Origin of the sequence: Hymenobacter koreensis (assembly GCF_039541855.1) — a bacterium.
Lineage (GTDB): Bacteria > Bacteroidota > Bacteroidia > Cytophagales > Hymenobacteraceae > Solirubrum > Solirubrum koreensis.
The window spans coordinates 564,457-579,747 of the sequence record NZ_BAABHA010000015.1 but is presented as its reverse complement, the minus strand read 5'-3'; the positions used below and the strand labels follow the sequence as shown (position 1 = coordinate 579,747).

Sequence of the window (15,291 nt, the reverse complement as noted above, 5' to 3'; positions counted from 1 at the left end):
TTCTTATGCACTAACCGGTAAGAGTTAAACACCCAGCAGCAAGCGCGTCGGGTCTTCGAGCAGTTCTTTCACGCGCACCAGGAACGACACCGACTCGCGGCCGTCGATAATGCGGTGGTCGTAGCTCAGGGCCAGGTACATCATCGGGCGAATCACCACTTGGCCGTTTTCGGCAATGGGACGCTGCACAATGTTGTGCATGCCCAAAATGGCCGATTGCGGGGCGTTGATGATGGGCGTGCTCATCATGGACCCGAAGATGCCGCCGTTCGTGATGGTGAACGTGCCGCCGGTCATCTGCTCGATGGTGAGCTTGTTGTCGCGGGCCAGCGTAGCGAGGCGCACTACTTCCTTCTCGATGCCATCAAAGGACAGTTCCTCGGCGTTGCGGATAACCGGCACCACCAAGCCTTTCGGGGCCGATACGGCAATGCTGATGTCGCAGAAGTCGTTGTACACGATGTCGGTACCGTCGATCTGGGCATTCACCGAGGGCCACTCTTTCAGGGCCACGCACACGGCTTTGGTGAAGAAGGACATGAAGCCCAGGTTCACGCCGTTTTTCTCTTTGAACTTGTCCTTGAACTTGGCGCGTAGGTCCATGATGGGCTGCATGTTCACCTCGTTAAAGGTGGTGAGCATGGCCGTTTCGTTTTTCACCGACACCAAGCGGCGCGACACCGTTTTGCGCAGGTTGCTCATCCGCTCGCGGCGCTGGTTGCGGTTACCGCTTGCGGCCGGTGCAGCTTGGGCTTGCGGTGCGGGAGCAGCCGAAGCAGCCGGGGCAGCTGCTTGCGGAGCCGAAGCAGCTGCCTGTGGCTGAGCCTTCAGTGCGTCCTCCTTCGTAATGCGACCATCGCGGCCGGTGCCTTGTACACCCGCGGCGTTAATGCCTTTCTCGTCGAGGATTTTACCAGCGGCCGGCGAAGGAACACCTGACGCGTACGTAGCGCTACCGGCAGCCGAAGCCTGCGCAGCCGGAGCCGGAGCAGCGGCCTGTGGAGCGGCGGCCGGAGCAGCAGCACCCGCCGAAGCACCCGAACCACCCTCAATGCGAGCAACCACGGCACCAATGCCAATGGTTTCGCCTTCCTTAGCCCCGTGACGCAGAACGCCGCTGCCTTCAGCCGGCAGCTCAAACGTAGCCTTGTCGGATTCCAGCTCGGCAATGATTTCGTCGCGCTGCACCGTGGCGCCGTCAGGCTTCAGCCACTTGGCCACGGTTACTTCCGTAATGGATTCGCCCACGGTCGGAATCTTCATTTCCACCGTGGCGCCACTGCCGCCACCAGCAGCCGGAGCGGCGGGTGCCGCGGCCGGCGTGGGCGTGTTGGCCGAACCAGCCTGCGACCCACCGTAACCCGACTGGTTGCTGGCCTGCGGGTTTTCTTCGCCTTTGGTAATGGGGTCGGCAGAAGACGCGGCTGGTGCTGCCTGGGCAGCGGGAGCAGCAGCCGGTTGGGCCGGCGCAGCAGTGGCGGCACCATCGCCGCTGATTTCAGCAATGGCGGTACCGATGCCGATGGTTTCGCCTTCGGCCACGCGGATTTTCAGGATGCCGTCGGTTTCGGCAGGCAGCTCAAACGTGGCTTTGTCCGATTCCAGCTCAGCCAGAATTTCGTCGCGCTTCACGGCGTCGCCGTCTTTCTTGAGCCACTTGGCGATGGTGACTTCGGTAATGGATTCGCCAACGGCGGGTATTTTGATTTCCAGAGCCATGGAGTAGCTGATTGGAGGAGAGTTCGAGATGAAGGGGAAAGATGCAAAGCAAAAAGCAGATGCCGCCGGCCACGCGCCGACGGTCTACTTGGCGCTAGTCTTGCTTTTTGGCGACTTCTACCGTGGCTTTAATGTTCTGGTCTTCCACTTCGCTTTGCGCGATGCCGAAAGCCCGGGCCACAATTTGCTTCTGCTCTTTCACGTGCACTTTGTTGTAGCCGGTAGCAGGCGAAGCCGAAGGCTTGCGGGCCACTACGTCGCCTAGCTCGCGGCGCATAAAGCGCAGCATGTAGTTCCAGTAACCCATGTTTTCCGGCTCTTCCTGCACCCAAATCAGCTCGGCTTTCGGGTACTTCTTGAGCTCCGCGTCGAGCTGCTTTTTGGGGAACGGATGCAGCTGTTCTAAGCGCACAATGGCCACGTCTTTCCGCTCGCTCTTGGTTTGCTCTTCCAGCAGGTCGTAGTAAATCTTGCCCGAGCACAGCAGCACGCGCTTCACCTTCTTGGCTTCGGCGTACGTATCGCCCAGCACCTCGCGGAACGTGCCCGAGGTGAACTCGTCCAGCGGCGAAGCACACAGCGGGTGACGCAGCAACGATTTCGGCGACATAACCACGCAGGGCTTGCGGAACGACCACGTAAGCTGACGACGCAGCAAGTGGAAGAAGTTCGCCGGCGTGGTGATGTTGGCCACCACAATGTTGTTTTCGGCCGCCAGCTGCAGGAAGCGTTCGGGGCGGGCGTTGGAGTGTTCCGGGCCCTGGCCTTCGTAGCCGTGGGGCAGCAGCATTACTACGCCGTTCATGCGCTGCCACTTGCTTTCCGACGACACGATGAACTGGTCGATCATCGTTTGGGCGCCGTTGGCGAAGTCGCCGAACTGGGCTTCCCACACCACCAATGCGGTGGGGTTAGCCATGGCGTAACCAAATTCAAAGCCCAGCACCGCGTACTCGCTCAGCAATGAGTTGTAGATGTGCAGCTTCTCTTTCGTGCCTTCGATGTGGTCGAGTGAGTTGTACGGGGCCGACGTAACGGCATCGTGCAACACGGCGTGGCGGTGCGAGAACGTGCCGCGCTGTACGTCCTGGCCGCTGAGGCGCACGATGTGGTTTTCCGTCATCAAGGAGCCGTAGGCCAGCAGCTCGCCTGCCGCCCAGTTCAGCACCTTGGTTTCGTAGAACATCTTGTTGCGCTCCTTCAGCAGGTTTTCAATCTGCTTGAGCGGACGGAAACCTTCGGGTAGCGTGGTCAGGGCCTTGGCTACGCGCTCCACCGTTTCCTGGCTGATGCCGGTAGCGGGCGACTGATCGAAATCCTCGGGCGTGGCGCGGCGCAGGCTGCGCCACTCGTTTTCTAGGGACTGGTAGTTGTAGGGCAGCGGCTTTTGCTTCACCATGTCCAGGCGCGCTTGCAGCAGGTCGCGGAATTCGCGGTCCATTTGCTCGGCCAGCTTGGCATCTACTTCCCCGCGCTGCACCAGCGTGGCGTTGTACACCTCGCGTGGGTTCTGGTGCTTGGAAATGATGTTATAGAGCGAAGGCTGCGTGAATTTCGGCTCGTCGGACTCGTTGTGGCCGTGGCGGCGGTAGCACACCATGTCCACGAATACATCGGCCTGAAACTGCTGGCGGTACTCGGTGGCCAGCTGCACGGCAAACACCACGGCCTCGGGGTCGTCGCCGTTTACGTGCAACACCGGCGCGTCGATGATCTTGGCCAGATCCGTCGAGTAAATCGACGAGCGGGCGTCCTCGAAATCGGTGGTGAAACCTACCTGGTTGTTGATAACGAAATGTACCGTGCCGCCGGTTTTATAGCCTTCCAGCTGCGACATCTGCGTTACCTCGTAGCCAATGCCCTGGCCGGCTACGGCGGCGTCGCCGTGGATGAGAATGGGCATGGTGCGCTTGAAGTCGCCGCCGTACTGGTGGTCGAGCTTGGCGCGCACGAAACCTTCCACCACCGGGTTAACCGCCTCTAAGTGCGAGGGGTTAGGCGCTAGTTTCAGGTTTACCTTTTTGCCGCCGGCGGCGTCTACCTCCGAGCTATAGCCCATGTGGTACTTCACGTCGCCGTCGCCCATGGTCAGGTCCGGCACGGCGGTTCCCTCGAATTCCGAGAAGATTTGCTCGTACGTCTTGCCCATGATGTTGGCCAGCACGTTCAGACGGCCGCGGTGAGCCATGCCGATGATTACTTCCTCCACGCCCAGCTCGGCACCTTTCTGAATGATGGCATCCAGAGCCGGAATGGTGGTTTCGCCGCCTTCCAGCGAGAAGCGCTTCTGGCCCAGAAACTTCGTGTGCAAGAAGTTCTCGAACACCACCGCCTCGTTCAGCTTGCTGAGGATGCGCTTTTTGTATTCGATGCCGGGGTTGAAGCTCAGCGAATCTTTCTCCACCTTTTCACGGAACCAGTCCAGTACCCGCGGGTCGCGGATGTACATGTACTCGAAACCGATGGTGCGGGTGTAAATCTTCTGTAGCGCGTCTACAATGTCACGCAACTTGGCTTCGGAGCCCAAACCCAAAAGCTCACCGTTGCGGAACGAGGTATCCAAATCGGCTTCGCTGAGGCCAAAATCGGCCAGATCGAGGCGGGCATGGCGGTCCTTCCGTTCGCGCACCGGGTTGGTGCGGGCCCGCAAGTGGCCGCGGCTCCGATACGCGTGAATGAGGTTGCGCACCGCCGTTTCTTTATCCGACGACACGGACGCCGCGGAGCTGATGTCCGTGCTGCCAATGGTGGATGCGGCCGTAGAAAGTACGCCGGAGCCTACCTGTTGCGTACCGTCGCCATCTTCTGGATAGGCCTGCGAAAAGTCGAAGCCTTCAAAAAACTTGCGCCAGCCAAAGTCTACCGACTCAGGGTCGGCTTTGTAGGCTTGGTACAGTTGGTCAATGTAGTCGCCGTGGGCATTGGCGATATAAGAGTATGCGTCCATGGAGAACGGCTATGTTGGAAAGACAAAAGTAAAGGGTTGACTTAATTACACAAATGCGTATTCGGTTATGCAAATTCGCTTAATTATCAATCTAATAAACAATAATACCCCTATAAGTGAGTGCGGCAATGATGAGTATAACCGCAGAGCTCGGTTATTCCAGGGCCAAAAAGAAGCCTTCAGCTATACGCAGAGGCAACGCTAGCAGCTGAGCCAATGTACAACCCTCGCCGCACTTGGGTTTCGGGGCTGGTCCTGTAAGCAGTATCACCGGGGGTCTGCAAGAGTATAAACTATTTGCAAAGGCGCCTTAGTCAAAGCAGACCAACCAACTAAAATTCGCTCAGCTAATTGTTTTTCCAAGCGTGGCAAGCGCCGGTCTGTTGCTGGATACGATATGCTGAGGTTGCCGAGGACCAGTAGCCGATGCAGCAGGGGCCTCTGTACCGGCAGCCAGAGTTTCCCGGCAGATAAATTACAACTAGCAGCTACTAACGCCGGTCGCATTTAACATCTTCATCCCCAAATGAGTGTGAACGAACACCGACTTCACCCAATTGCTCCATTTGCAACTGGCGCAGCTGATATGCGTACCTGACCCAACAAAAACAACAATGCTCAATGCGGCTGAAAAGCCGCCATAAATAACATTTATCCGATAACAATTATTGCTTATTTAATTTTTCTCGTAAGTTTAACCTTCCTTGTTAACCCAAAGGGTAACCTTCTGGGGCTTAATAGGGTTGAAGCCTTTCTGCCCACCGCGCGACGGTGGGGCCTCATTCTCCTCGGGCGTAAGCAGGAGCCACGAACTCAAACGGTATGTCCATCGCACTTTTTCTCCTGTATCTTTTCCTTCCCGACCCCACTACTGCTCTCCCACAACCTTCACCTACGGCGCTGACGCCGCGCATTGTGAAGGTGGCTCCTACGCCAGCCACGGTAGCCTACCAGCGGCCACCGCAAAAGCTTCCCACTTACCGAGTTACGGCCACCGTGTACATGGCCGACCCGCGGCAAACCGATGACGAACCCTTCATCACCGCTGACAACTCCCGCATTCTGCCCAACCAAACTCGAAAGCGCCGCTGGGCAGCCATTTCGCGCGACCTGCTCAAGCGCTGGGGCGGCCCGTTCGATTACGGCGACTCGGTGCAGGTAACGGGCATTTCTCCCAAACTGGACGGCGTTTACGTCATCCACGACACCATGAACCGCCGCCACAAGCACTGTTTCGATGTGCTGGTAGGCAAAAACGAAGCTCACCTGGCCGATATGTGGCGCAACGTTCGCCTCACGCCAGTTCCCAAAAGAACCGCTCCCGAGCCGGTCTGGTCGGCGGGCTAAACGCCGGGAAAATTTTCCACCACCAGTGGCTCCCCCTCAGCATCGTACAGATAGCTCAGCGGCTGGGCCGGATTACGCATGATATCGGCCAGCCCGATATTCCAGGGCCGCCACAGGTCCTCTAATGCCTGCCCGTAGGCCATGTTGCTCCACGGGTTAAATACCACACCGGTAATATCGTCGAGGAAGGTGTCCATCACCAGTTCCTCGTCGCCGGGCTTTAGCGGACGCGGGAAATATTCCGGTACCGCACTCAGCAGATACGCTCCGTAATAGACGCGCGCCTTGAATTCGGCCAGCTGCACCGGGTGCAGCGGCCGGGGGCGCGCGTCGTCGTATACGCGCCGCATTACATCCAGCAGAATAGCGTTATCGAGCAGGCAACTGATCAAGGCTACGTTGCCGAGACGGATGCTGAACACCATGGTGGCCAGGTCGTCGTCGTACGCGAAGGCCGGGTCGTCGGGGCCGGTAGCTACGTTGAGCACGAACACTGAACCGGGCGTGAAGTCATCGTAGCGCATGGGTACGCGCAAAGCCTGCAGCACCTGGAAGAAGCTGCGGAAGCGCGTGAACAGCGCCCGGTTTTCGGACAGAGGATAGCGCGGCTTAATAAGCGGCGCTTTTTCGCGTTCCAGCTCGTTTACGAAAATGCCGTAAAACATCTTCCCCAACCATAAAAACTGCGTTTGGGCGTCCAGCTCGCGCAAGCCTTCGGGGCTGGTGGCGGTGGCGGCTTCCACGCGCGCCTCCAGCGGCCCCACGTGCTGGGTGCGGCAGGTAGGGCAGCACGGAATGCGCATCTCACCAAGGGTACTCGAGCTTTGGTCGAGCAGGTGAATGGGGTGCTCGTGCAATCCGTAGCGGTCCATGAGCCAATCGGCAAACACGGGAATGGTGTCGATGGCTAAATCGAGTTCGGTGCCGCAGAGGAAGCAATTCGGCGCGCCGAATTGCATGCGGGCGAAGGGGTCGTAGAGGGCGAAGCGGGGCAGAGCAGCTGACATAGCCGCAAAAATACGCCGCCTGCTGCGTCCGGCGGTAACCGGCGCAGCAGGCGGCGTAAATAGAACGCAAAGAAATTAGCGCGAGAGGGTGGAGCCCAGCTTGATGAGCAGCTTGCCGAGCTGGGCCAGCGGCGGGCCATAACCACCGGCCGCTTCATCGGCCACTTTGCTGGTTTCGGCGCCCAGCGTAGCCAGCGACTCGGCAATATCGTGCGACTCCCCCGAAGCATCGGTGAGCTGCTCGCGCAGGGTGGTAAGGGCTTGAATGATCTTGGCCAGCCCCGGTTTGTCGGTAGCGCGGAGCACTTCGGTCCACCGGTCGATTTCGCGCAGGCCGTACTCGTTTTCTTTACTCGGCACTCCGTCGCTGAGCAGCGCCAGCGTATCGTCTATCAATGCCGAGTGCTGACCATCAGTCACTTCAAGCGGCGCCTGAAAATCGGGTTGGTGCGTGGGAGTGGGCGTAAGCGAATCCATATCGGAGAGAAAAAAATGTCAGAAAACAAGCGCGGCGACTGGGTGCATATACTCAGGGCGCTGCTAAAAAGTTGGCTCAGCCGCGGCGCCATTGCAGGCAGCGGCAGTGCTGCCAAGCCGGTAACTTGCCTATTGACCCCTGCTGACCGGGCAAAAAAACCGCGCCGTTGGGTTACCTCAGCCCAGTGCCAGTATAAAGGCCCACACAACCATCCATCATTTACTAGTTGAGCCATGAAATTCTCCCTGAAAACCCTCCTGTTCGTTGCTGCTTTCGGTGTATTCGCTACCACGTCGTGCAGCGAAAAAACCGCTGAAAACGCTGAAGCCACTGCCGAAAGCGCTGCCAACGATGCTGCTGCCAACACCGAAGCTGCTGGCGACGCTGTAGAAAACGCTACCGACAACGCTGCTGCCGACGTTAACGCCGCTACCACTCCCGAAGCCGGCGACACGGCCGTAGTTCGTGACCAGCCCGCTAACGGTGTAGTTGACCAGACCCAGAAGCAGTAGTCTTCCCGGTTTTAAGCACAAAGGCCCGCCGCTCTAACCGAGCGGCGGGCCTTTGCTTTTTCCCTTAAACGGTGTTTTTTGCCAACATCGGCGGCGTCTCGGCCAGCTCAAGCAAAATTTCATAATAGGGTCGCCCCAAGGCTCGTGCTTTCAGCCACGCATAGAAGCTAAGGGCCTGCAGGTCTTCGCGCTCGAGGGGAAGAAACCGGGGCATTTGGGCCACGCGCTGTGCAAACTCTGGGCGCTGCACGGCTTCGGGGTCTTCCAAAAGGTCGCGCACCAGGGCCAGGTAGGTTAACACGTAGCGGTAGCTGCCGCCATCGGGGCCGAACCGGTCGCGCACGAAGCGTTCAATGGCGCGCAGCCGGTGCCCGGCCACGTCGGCGTTGCCCATTTCGAGCTGGGTTAGCATTTCGCCCATGTTCTTGTTGAGCAGCCATTCCACGCCCATTTTCTCTTCGCACCAATGGTCGGAGCGGCCAATGGTTTGCAGGGCATGGTTGGTGCGCTGGTAGCGGCCCTCGGCAAAGTAGTGGAAGCCCAGGGCCAGCTGCGCCGTGAGCTGGTCGCGGGGATTTAGCGGCTGGGTGCGCGGTAACTCTTCGAGCAGCGCAATGCTGTCGGCGTTGCGGCGCAGAAAGGAGTAGTTGGCGGCCAGCAGAAAAATGTAGCGGGGGTAAAACTCCGTGCGGTAGCTGCGCGGGCCGCTGTCGAGCAACTGGCGCAGCTGCTCCAGGTACTGCACCGACTCGGTGAAGTGGCGGTTGCGGTACAGCGCGTGCGCCAGCATGTACAGCAGGCCCAGCTGGTAGCTACGCTGCGCGGGCGCAAAGCCGTGCCGCTTTTCCATCAGGTGGTAACAGCGGCGCACGAAGGGCTCGAACGAGGCAAAGTCGCGGCGCACGAGCATAGCCGAGCGCGCAATGGACAAGAGCCGGTACAGCAGCGAGGGGCGCCGCCCGAAAGCTTCCTGCAGGTCGTACTCGCGCAGCACGTCCTGCATAATCTGGTCGAAGGATGTAGCCGAGCGGCCCTGCGTGCGGGCCTGCTTCAGGCGCTGGCGCATCAGGCTGTAGGCAATGGCGGCGCGCTCTTCCTCCTCGGCGGCTGGCTTGTTGCGGTTACGCCGCCGAATAATGTCGTCGATGGGGTCGGCATGCTCGCTGTTGGCGTGCTCGATTTGCAAGTTGTAAACTGTGTTCAGCAGCTCGTACTGTTCGTTCTGGCTGGCTAGTTTCTCGGCTTTGCGCAACGTGGTCCAGGCCAGCCGGGGTACCCCGGCCTCGAACAGGTGCTGGGCCAGGCTTAACTGGCCGCGCACGGTGGCAGCGGCGGTGGGGTCTTGGTCGCGCTGCTTGAGCAGCAGGTAATCGGTTACCTGGCGCAGCAGCCGCTTACGCAGGGCATAATATGCCACGGGGTTGGGCTCGTCGGGGTATAAGCGGCTCAGGAAGTCGTCGGTGGTTAGTTCGCGCTTATGCCAGAGCAGCTCGCAAAGCTGGGCATCTTTGCGGCCTTTCTCCTTGCGGCGCTGCCGCTGCAGGAAACGCAGAAACTCCTTTCGGTCGTCGGGGGAGAAGGTGCTGAGGGTGGTGCGAAGGTCATCCATAGGGCCGGTACTGCTAACAGCTACAATGGTACGCATTTCAAGAACAAAACCGCCGACATTATAAAATCCTTTTAATCAAATACAATATATTGTTTTTCAGTGCATTAATTACAAACAACCTGCTTATAAAAAGTCATGAATTGCCGTTAATTGGTTGTACCGAAAGGCTACAAAAGCCTGTACCTTTCGCTTACACTTTATCCTCCCCCATGAAACCCCTTTTACTTTTTCTCGGCTTGCTTTTCCTGACGCAGGTAGCGCAGGCCCAAGACTTACTCACCAAGCGCAACGGCGACGAAGTGCAGGTGAAGGTGCTGGAAGTCACCCCCACCGAAATTCGCTACAAGCGCACCGACAACCCCGAGGGCCCGCTGTTCATTCTGCCGCGCACGGAGGTGTTCATGATTAAGTACGCTAACGGCACCAAGGACGTCATGACGCCTGCGGGCACCCCTGCAACGCCCGGCGCTGCCGCCACCCCAACGGCACCTCCCCCACCCGGCCCCGTGGTGCCCGGCGACGAGCCCGGCGCCTGGGACGGCGTGAAGCTTGGAGGGCCCCGCCTGGGCTTCACGGTACTCACGGGCGGCATTGTCGATAAGCTCGAGCGTCGCTACGATATGAATCTCAACCCCTTTCTGACGCAGTTCGGCTGGCAGTTCGAAACTCGCTTGTTTCGTTTGCCCAACGGCACCTCGGGCCTGTTCGAGTTCGTACCCCTGATTGCCGGCCTGGAGCAGGGCAAGATTCTGCCTAGCCTTAACGCCATTCTTGGCATTCGGGGCCCCAAAGGCTTCGAGGTAGGCGTAGGTCCGAACCTGACGCCTTTTAGTGCCGGCATCGTGCTGGCGGCAGGCACCACCTTCCGTAGCAAAGGCGGCATTAATTTCCCCGTAACGCTGGGCGTGGTTCCGGGCAACGGCGGTGCGCGCATAAGTTTACTGATGGGCTTCACCACGCGCCGGCCCTAAGGCACTGGTTTACTGTTGGCTTCTGTTTCTACTGTCATGAACACTCGTTTACTACTTGGTTTACTGCTGGTGCTGCTCTCGCTGCGCGGCCAGGCGCAACAACCCACAGGCGGTGCAGCGGCTTTGCCGGCACCCTCCGATATTATTCTGCTCACCAACGGCACCGAAATTCCGGCGCGGGTGCTGCTTATTTCGCCGGCGGCCGTGCGTTACCTGCCGGTACCCGCTGCTGGCAACCAGCCCGCTGCCCCCGACACCCTCTCCCTGGCCCGGCAGGAGGTATTTCTCGTGCGTTTTGCCAACGGCACCAAGGAAGTTTTACAGCCTGAAGAGCAACCCACTGCCTCAACGTCGCCGCTCGTGGGCATGAGTGCCGACCAGCGTTACCAGCAGGGCCGTGCCGATGCCCGCAAGCACTACAAACCGGCCAAAGGGGTGTTTTGGGGAACGTTTGGCTCCTCGTTTTATCCGATAGGCGTTTTGGGCGGCGTGGTAACGGGGGTTGCCGTGGGCACCACGCCACCCCGCCGGCAAAACCTGAAGGCCCCCCAGCCGGAGCTGCTCAACGATGCCGACTACTACAAGGGCTACCGCAAGCAGGCCCAGGCCCGCAAGCTTGGCAAAGCCGCCGAAGGGCTGGGCGTGGCCGCAGGCATTCAGGTCGCTGTCATTATTGTTGTTGTAGCAACGTTCCTCGGAAGCTACTAACCCTGTCACCTGGCAACCGTGTTCGAATGATTTAGCGTGGTTTTATTGTCATCTACCGCTTACATAAACCGAAACAAACCATCCTGAATACGTGGCCGCTGACTTGCTCAGCTGGTTTCTTCCCGCCATTTATCGTTGCTAATCCGGGCTTATCCGTATACCGCCCCGCACCCCTTGTGCGGGGCGTTTTTTGTTACGTGCTTCGTACCGGCTGATATCTGGCTGGGTTACGGCCTTTCTCTCGACCTCCGACGCTCCTTGTTGCCGCCATGAGCACCGCCCCGGATAACCTGTACACGCAGGGCAACACCGCTCTGCTGCAGTTGCCCCAAACTGCCCTGTTCTGCTCCCGCGACTACCCTCCCGGCATTGAACAGCTGACGTTTATGTGGGCCATGGAACAGCGCTACCGAAGCAACTGCGTGCTGTCGGGGTTCCATTCACGGCTCGAGCAAACGGTATTTCGCTACCTCCTACGGGGCCCTCAGCAGCCCATTGTGTACGCGCTGGGCCGGGGCATTCAGCCCAACCTGCGCCTTGAATACGGGCCCGAGATTCTGGCGGGCCGCTTGCTGTTCGTTTCCAGTTTTGCGCCCGAGGTGCGCTCCATTACGCAAGAAACCGCCGATAGCCGCAACCTGCTGATTGTCGACATGGCCTCGCAGTTTTTCGTGCCGTACATGGCGCCCGGTGGCAACATTGAAAAGCTGCTGGCCTCGCCCGCGGCCCACTCCAAACCGGTGTACACCCTCGACCTACCCGAAAACCAGGCGTTGCTGGCCGCCGGCGCCCTTCCCTTTCGGCCCGGCGGCGTGTTTGGCCGCCATACTTCGCGCCCCACATAACCCCGGCTGCCCTGGAATGCGTATGCACAAACTCCTCTGATTCGAATTTGTCATGGCTACGCTTTCCTCCCCTATAACTTCTCATTTGCCCGGCTCGCCCTCGGCAGGCATACGCACGCTGGCCCGCTTCGGCTTCGCGGCCAAAGGCATTGTATACCTCTTGCTTGGGGCGCTGGCGGTTATGGCGGCCACGGGCATAAGCGGTGGACAAACCGCCGACAAGCAGCAGGTATTCCAAACCATTCAGGATATGCCGCTGGGCCGTTGGCTGCTGGGCCTGGTGGCGTTTGGTTTGGCCGGCTACGTGGTGTGGCGTTTCGTGCAAGCCATCCGCGACACCGAGGACAAAGGCCACGATGCCAAAGGCATTGCCCAGCGGCTGAGCTTTGCGTTCAGCGGTGTTGTATACGCGGTTCTTGCTTACTATGCCGGCAAGGCAGCTTTCGAGAACAGCAACCCGGACGGCAGCGGCGGCGGTAGCAGCCGTCAGTCTATGGTGGCCACCATACTGGAGCAGCCTTACGGCCAGTGGCTGGTGGGAGCTTTGGCGCTGGGCATTGTGGGTGCGGGCGTCTACCAGATTTACCGCGCTTATTCGGGCAGCTTTGCCAAGCACGTAAACAGCAGCCAAATTCCCGCCGATCAGCAGCAGGTGGTGTACCGCATGGGCCAGGTAGGGTACACGGCCCGGGGCATTGTGTGGGGCATTTTGGGCTACTTCATGCTGCAAGCGGCCATGCACGCCAACCCGCGTGAAGCCCAGGACACCGAAGGCGCTTTCGATATGCTGGGCGCCATGGGCTCTGGCTTGCTGGTGGCCGTGGCGTTGGGCTTCATGGCCTACGGCCTGTACATGATTGTGCGCGCCAAGTACCCCATTCTGAAAGGCGTGTAAGCGCAGCACTGAGCCATTGGCTTTAAGCGGTCAGCTGTTCGCTTTTATTCGGAAAACCGTGAGTTACCCATCAATCATTGCCGGTTTGATGGTGCCTGGGTACTTGAACCCGCCCGGCCACCATGCCGAAACGGCCCCGAATCAACATTGATTCGGGGCCGTTTCGGTGTTAAAAGGACGCTGTGTCCCTACTGCACAATCCGTTCCCGCACCAGCGTGCGGGTTTGCGTGCCGCCGGGCCGGTGCACGCGCCACTGCACGATGCCCAGCCCCTTGGCCCACCAGTAGCGCGCCGGGTTGCCACTTTCCGACAAGTCCACCGCCGTGCTCAGCTCCACCACCTGGCTGAACACGCGCCCGCCCAGCAGCCGCTGCGGCGCCCGGTGCCGGTAGGCGCTGATGACGGCGAAGTCGCCGCCGACCAGCTCCCGCTGCTCCACGCGCAGCACGTAGGGCAGCAGCAAGGAAGACGCCCCGTCCTGGTCCCCGCTCACCACCACGCCCCGCTCCACCCACCAGCAAGGACGCACATCGTTAAGAGTCCGGTTAAACGAACTGGAATCCGGATTGGTCGGGCAGCCGTTGCCGGAGCGGTACACGCGCTGGGCGCTTTCGCGGCTGGAGGCCGTGCGCACCACCAGCTGCTCGGTTTTGCTGATCCAGCGGTTGCGCTCTTTGTCCTCATCTATATAAGTGCGGGCGCTGACCACCCACACGCTGTCGAGCCGGCCGCTGGCCGAGTCGCGGTACACCCAGTGCGTGCCGGGCAGAAAGTGGGCGTAGGCCTTCAGGCCCGCCGGCAGCGGCACCAGCGCCGGCTCGGGGTTCTCCCGCCCGCACTGCACCGCTATCAGGGGCAGCAGCAGGGCCGGCAGCAGCAGGCGTTGCGCGGGCGCCCTCATTGCACGATGCGCTGGTGCACGAGCGTCCAGGTTTGGTAGGGGCCGCCGGGGATGCGCCGCAGCCGCTGGCGTACCAGTCCGAAGCCCGGCGCCCAGTAGTAGGTCACCGTGGCCCGCCCCTCCGACTCGTCGTACAGGTTCGTGGCCCGGATGACATCGGCGTACGCGCGCCCGCCCAGCGTGAGCGGCGCCGGGTAGCGGTACAGGTACAGGATCGAGCCCGACAGGCCCTGCGTCACGGGCTGGCCCACTGGCAGCGGGTGCAGCAGCACCTCGGCCCGCCCCGGCGCGTCCCCGAACGGGTCGTTGCCCAACCGCCGGCGAATGACTGCCCCGCACAACGGGTGGTCGTCCGTGTCGCCCCCGCAGCTATTGGTAATCAGGTACGAGAAAGTCGCTGCCGCTCGCGACGAAACAACCGTGGTCGTTATCAGCTCGGTTCGATAAAGCACCTGCCCTTGCTCTTTGCTCTCGGTGATGAGGCTATCGAGCTGGGTGACCCAGACGCTGTCGAGGGCGGCCGTGGCCGAGTCGCGGTACACCCAGTACGTGCCGGGCCGGAAGCGCGCCAGGGCCCGCAGCTCGGCCGAGGCGAAGGTCGTCGGCGGGTCCGGCTCGTCCTGGCGGCACTGCACGGCCAGCAGCGGCAAGAGGAGCATACACAGCAGGCGCCTCACTGCACGATGCGCTGGCGCACGAGCGTCCAGGTTTGGTGGGGCCCGCCGGGGATGCGCCGCAGCCGCTGGCGCACCAGCCCGAAGCCCGGCGCCCAGTAGTAGGTCACCGTGGCCCGCCCCTCCGACTCGTCGTACAGGTTCGTGGCCCGGATGACATCGGCGTACGCGCGCCCGCCCAGCGTGAGCGGCGCCGGGTAGCGGTACAGGTACAGGATCGAGCCCGACAGGCCCTGCGTCACGGGCTGGCCCGCCGGCAGCGGGTGCAGCAGCACGTCGGCGCGGCGCGGCGCGTCGCCGAACGGGTCGCTGCCCACCCGGCTGCGGACGACCGCCCCGCACAACGGATGGTTGCCAGTATCGCCCCCGCAACTGTTGGTAATCAGGTAGGAAAAAGCCGTTGCTGCTTGCGACGAAAGGACAGTGGTCGTTATCAGCTCGGTGCGGTACCTATCTACTTTATTTATTTCCGTAAGGGTGCTGTCCAACTTAGTGACCCAGACGCTGTCCAAGACAGCCGTGGCCGAGTCGCGGTACACCCAGTAGGTGCCGGGCCGGAAGCGGGCCAGCGCCCGCAGTTCGGGCGAGGCGAAGGTCGTCGGCGGCGCGGGCTCGTCTTTGTGGCACTGCACCGCCAGCAGCGGCAGCAGTACCAGCCAGTAGGCTTGTTTCATGGT

General features: G+C 60.6%; 14 protein-coding genes. 6 read left to right on the top strand and 8 right to left on the bottom strand.

What is annotated here, in order from left to right:
- Window positions 1-24: 24 nt before the first annotated feature.
- Window positions 25-1,719 (bottom strand): 2-oxoglutarate dehydrogenase complex dihydrolipoyllysine-residue succinyltransferase, encoded by a 1,695-nt coding sequence (odhB, locus tag ABD903_RS21580; protein WP_345227689.1) that lies wholly within the window; start codon window positions 1,717-1,719, stop codon window positions 25-27.
- Window positions 1,720-1,813: 94 nt separating this feature from the next.
- Entirely contained in the window at window positions 1,814-4,666 is a 2,853-nt protein-coding gene (locus ABD903_RS21575; RefSeq protein WP_345227687.1) for a 2-oxoglutarate dehydrogenase E1 component, read from the bottom strand.
- 822 nt (window positions 4,667-5,488) lie between these two features.
- Here ABD903_RS21575 and ABD903_RS21570 point away from each other — a divergent pair.
- Entirely contained in the window at window positions 5,489-6,013 is a 525-nt protein-coding gene (locus ABD903_RS21570; RefSeq protein ID WP_345227685.1) for an RlpA-like double-psi beta-barrel domain-containing protein, read from the top strand.
- Here ABD903_RS21570 and ABD903_RS21565 read toward each other — a convergent pair.
- Both ABD903_RS21565 and ABD903_RS21560 read right to left on the bottom strand, forming a co-directional pair.
- Entirely contained in the window at window positions 6,010-7,020 is a 1,011-nt protein-coding gene (locus ABD903_RS21565; protein ID WP_345227683.1) for a hypothetical protein, read from the bottom strand. The two genes, ABD903_RS21570 and ABD903_RS21565, sit on opposite strands and share 4 nt — an antisense overlap.
- Before the next feature lie 75 nt (window positions 7,021-7,095).
- A complete protein-coding gene (locus ABD903_RS21560; protein WP_345227681.1) occupies window positions 7,096-7,497 on the bottom strand; it encodes a hypothetical protein in 402 nt (133 codons plus the stop codon).
- 234 nt (window positions 7,498-7,731) lie between these two features.
- Here ABD903_RS21560 and ABD903_RS21555 point away from each other — a divergent pair, with 234 nt between their 5' ends.
- Window positions 7,732-8,010 carry a hypothetical protein gene (locus tag ABD903_RS21555; protein WP_345227679.1) on the top strand — a complete coding sequence of 93 codons (279 nt, stop codon included), beginning with the start codon at window positions 7,732-7,734 and terminating at the stop codon, window positions 8,008-8,010.
- Between the two features lie 64 nt (window positions 8,011-8,074).
- Here ABD903_RS21555 and ABD903_RS21550 read toward each other — a convergent pair whose 3' ends face one another.
- Window positions 8,075-9,619, bottom strand: a complete 1,545-nt coding sequence (locus ABD903_RS21550) for a tetratricopeptide repeat protein (protein WP_345227677.1) — start codon at window positions 9,617-9,619, stop codon at window positions 8,075-8,077.
- 209 nt (window positions 9,620-9,828) lie between these two features.
- On the opposite strand from ABD903_RS21550, the gene ABD903_RS21545 reads away from it, so the two are divergent.
- From ABD903_RS21545 to ABD903_RS21530, 4 genes are all read left to right on the top strand, one after another.
- Window positions 9,829-10,590, top strand: a complete 762-nt coding sequence (locus ABD903_RS21545) for a hypothetical protein (protein ID WP_345227676.1) — start codon at window positions 9,829-9,831, stop codon at window positions 10,588-10,590.
- 36 nt (window positions 10,591-10,626) lie between these two features.
- The gene (locus ABD903_RS21540; RefSeq protein WP_345227674.1) at window positions 10,627-11,298 is read left to right on the top strand and encodes a hypothetical protein; all 672 of its coding nucleotides are present in this window, start codon (window positions 10,627-10,629) and stop codon (window positions 11,296-11,298) included.
- Between the two features lie 269 nt (window positions 11,299-11,567).
- Window positions 11,568-12,143, top strand: coding sequence for a hypothetical protein (locus ABD903_RS21535; RefSeq protein ID WP_345227672.1), 576 nt, complete (start codon window positions 11,568-11,570; stop codon window positions 12,141-12,143).
- Window positions 12,144-12,195: 52 nt separating this feature from the next.
- On the top strand, window positions 12,196-13,038 hold the full coding sequence (locus ABD903_RS21530) for a DUF1206 domain-containing protein (protein ID WP_345227670.1): 843 nt from the start codon (window positions 12,196-12,198) through the stop codon (window positions 13,036-13,038).
- Window positions 13,039-13,226: 188 nt separating this feature from the next.
- Here the strand turns inward: ABD903_RS21530 and ABD903_RS21525 are convergent, their stop codons facing one another.
- The 3 genes from ABD903_RS21525 to ABD903_RS21515 are packed head-to-tail and all read right to left on the bottom strand — an operon-like array spanning window position 13,227 to window position 15,288.
- Window positions 13,227-13,940 carry a hypothetical protein gene (locus ABD903_RS21525; protein ID WP_345227668.1) on the bottom strand — a complete coding sequence of 238 codons (714 nt, stop codon included), beginning with the start codon at window positions 13,938-13,940 and terminating at the stop codon, window positions 13,227-13,229.
- On the bottom strand, window positions 13,937-14,599 hold the full coding sequence (locus tag ABD903_RS21520; RefSeq protein WP_345227666.1) for a hypothetical protein: 663 nt from the start codon (window positions 14,597-14,599) through the stop codon (window positions 13,937-13,939). Before ABD903_RS21520 ends, ABD903_RS21525 begins: the two co-directional genes overlap by 4 nt.
- A gap of 14 nt (window positions 14,600-14,613) precedes the next feature.
- Window positions 14,614-15,288: a hypothetical protein gene (locus ABD903_RS21515; protein WP_345227664.1), complete on the bottom strand. Its 675-nt coding sequence runs from the start codon at window positions 15,286-15,288 to the stop codon at window positions 14,614-14,616.
- Window positions 15,289-15,291: the final 3 nt, after the last annotated feature.

Coding starts and splice junctions, on each gene's coding strand:
- odhB (WP_345227689.1), bottom strand. CDS start 1,719: ATGGCTCTGGAAATCAAAATACCCGCCGTTGGCGAATCCATTACCGAA.
- ABD903_RS21575 (WP_345227687.1), bottom strand. CDS start 4,666: ATGGACGCATACTCTTATATCGCCAATGCCCACGGCGACTACATTGAC.
- ABD903_RS21570 (WP_345227685.1), top strand. CDS start 5,489: ATGTCCATCGCACTTTTTCTCCTGTATCTTTTCCTTCCCGACCCCACT.
- ABD903_RS21565 (WP_345227683.1), bottom strand. CDS start 7,020: ATGTCAGCTGCTCTGCCCCGCTTCGCCCTCTACGACCCCTTCGCCCGC.
- ABD903_RS21560 (WP_345227681.1), bottom strand. CDS start 7,497: ATGGATTCGCTTACGCCCACTCCCACGCACCAACCCGATTTTCAGGCG.
- ABD903_RS21555 (WP_345227679.1), top strand. CDS start 7,732: ATGAAATTCTCCCTGAAAACCCTCCTGTTCGTTGCTGCTTTCGGTGTA.
- ABD903_RS21550 (WP_345227677.1), bottom strand. CDS start 9,619: ATGGATGACCTTCGCACCACCCTCAGCACCTTCTCCCCCGACGACCGA.
- ABD903_RS21545 (WP_345227676.1), top strand. CDS start 9,829: ATGAAACCCCTTTTACTTTTTCTCGGCTTGCTTTTCCTGACGCAGGTA.
- ABD903_RS21540 (WP_345227674.1), top strand. CDS start 10,627: ATGAACACTCGTTTACTACTTGGTTTACTGCTGGTGCTGCTCTCGCTG.
- ABD903_RS21535 (WP_345227672.1), top strand. CDS start 11,568: ATGAGCACCGCCCCGGATAACCTGTACACGCAGGGCAACACCGCTCTG.
- ABD903_RS21530 (WP_345227670.1), top strand. CDS start 12,196: ATGGCTACGCTTTCCTCCCCTATAACTTCTCATTTGCCCGGCTCGCCC.
- ABD903_RS21525 (WP_345227668.1), bottom strand. CDS start 13,940: ATGAGGGCGCCCGCGCAACGCCTGCTGCTGCCGGCCCTGCTGCTGCCC.
- ABD903_RS21520 (WP_345227666.1), bottom strand. CDS start 14,599: ATGCTCCTCTTGCCGCTGCTGGCCGTGCAGTGCCGCCAGGACGAGCCG.
- ABD903_RS21515 (WP_345227664.1), bottom strand. CDS start 15,288: ATGAAACAAGCCTACTGGCTGGTACTGCTGCCGCTGCTGGCGGTGCAG.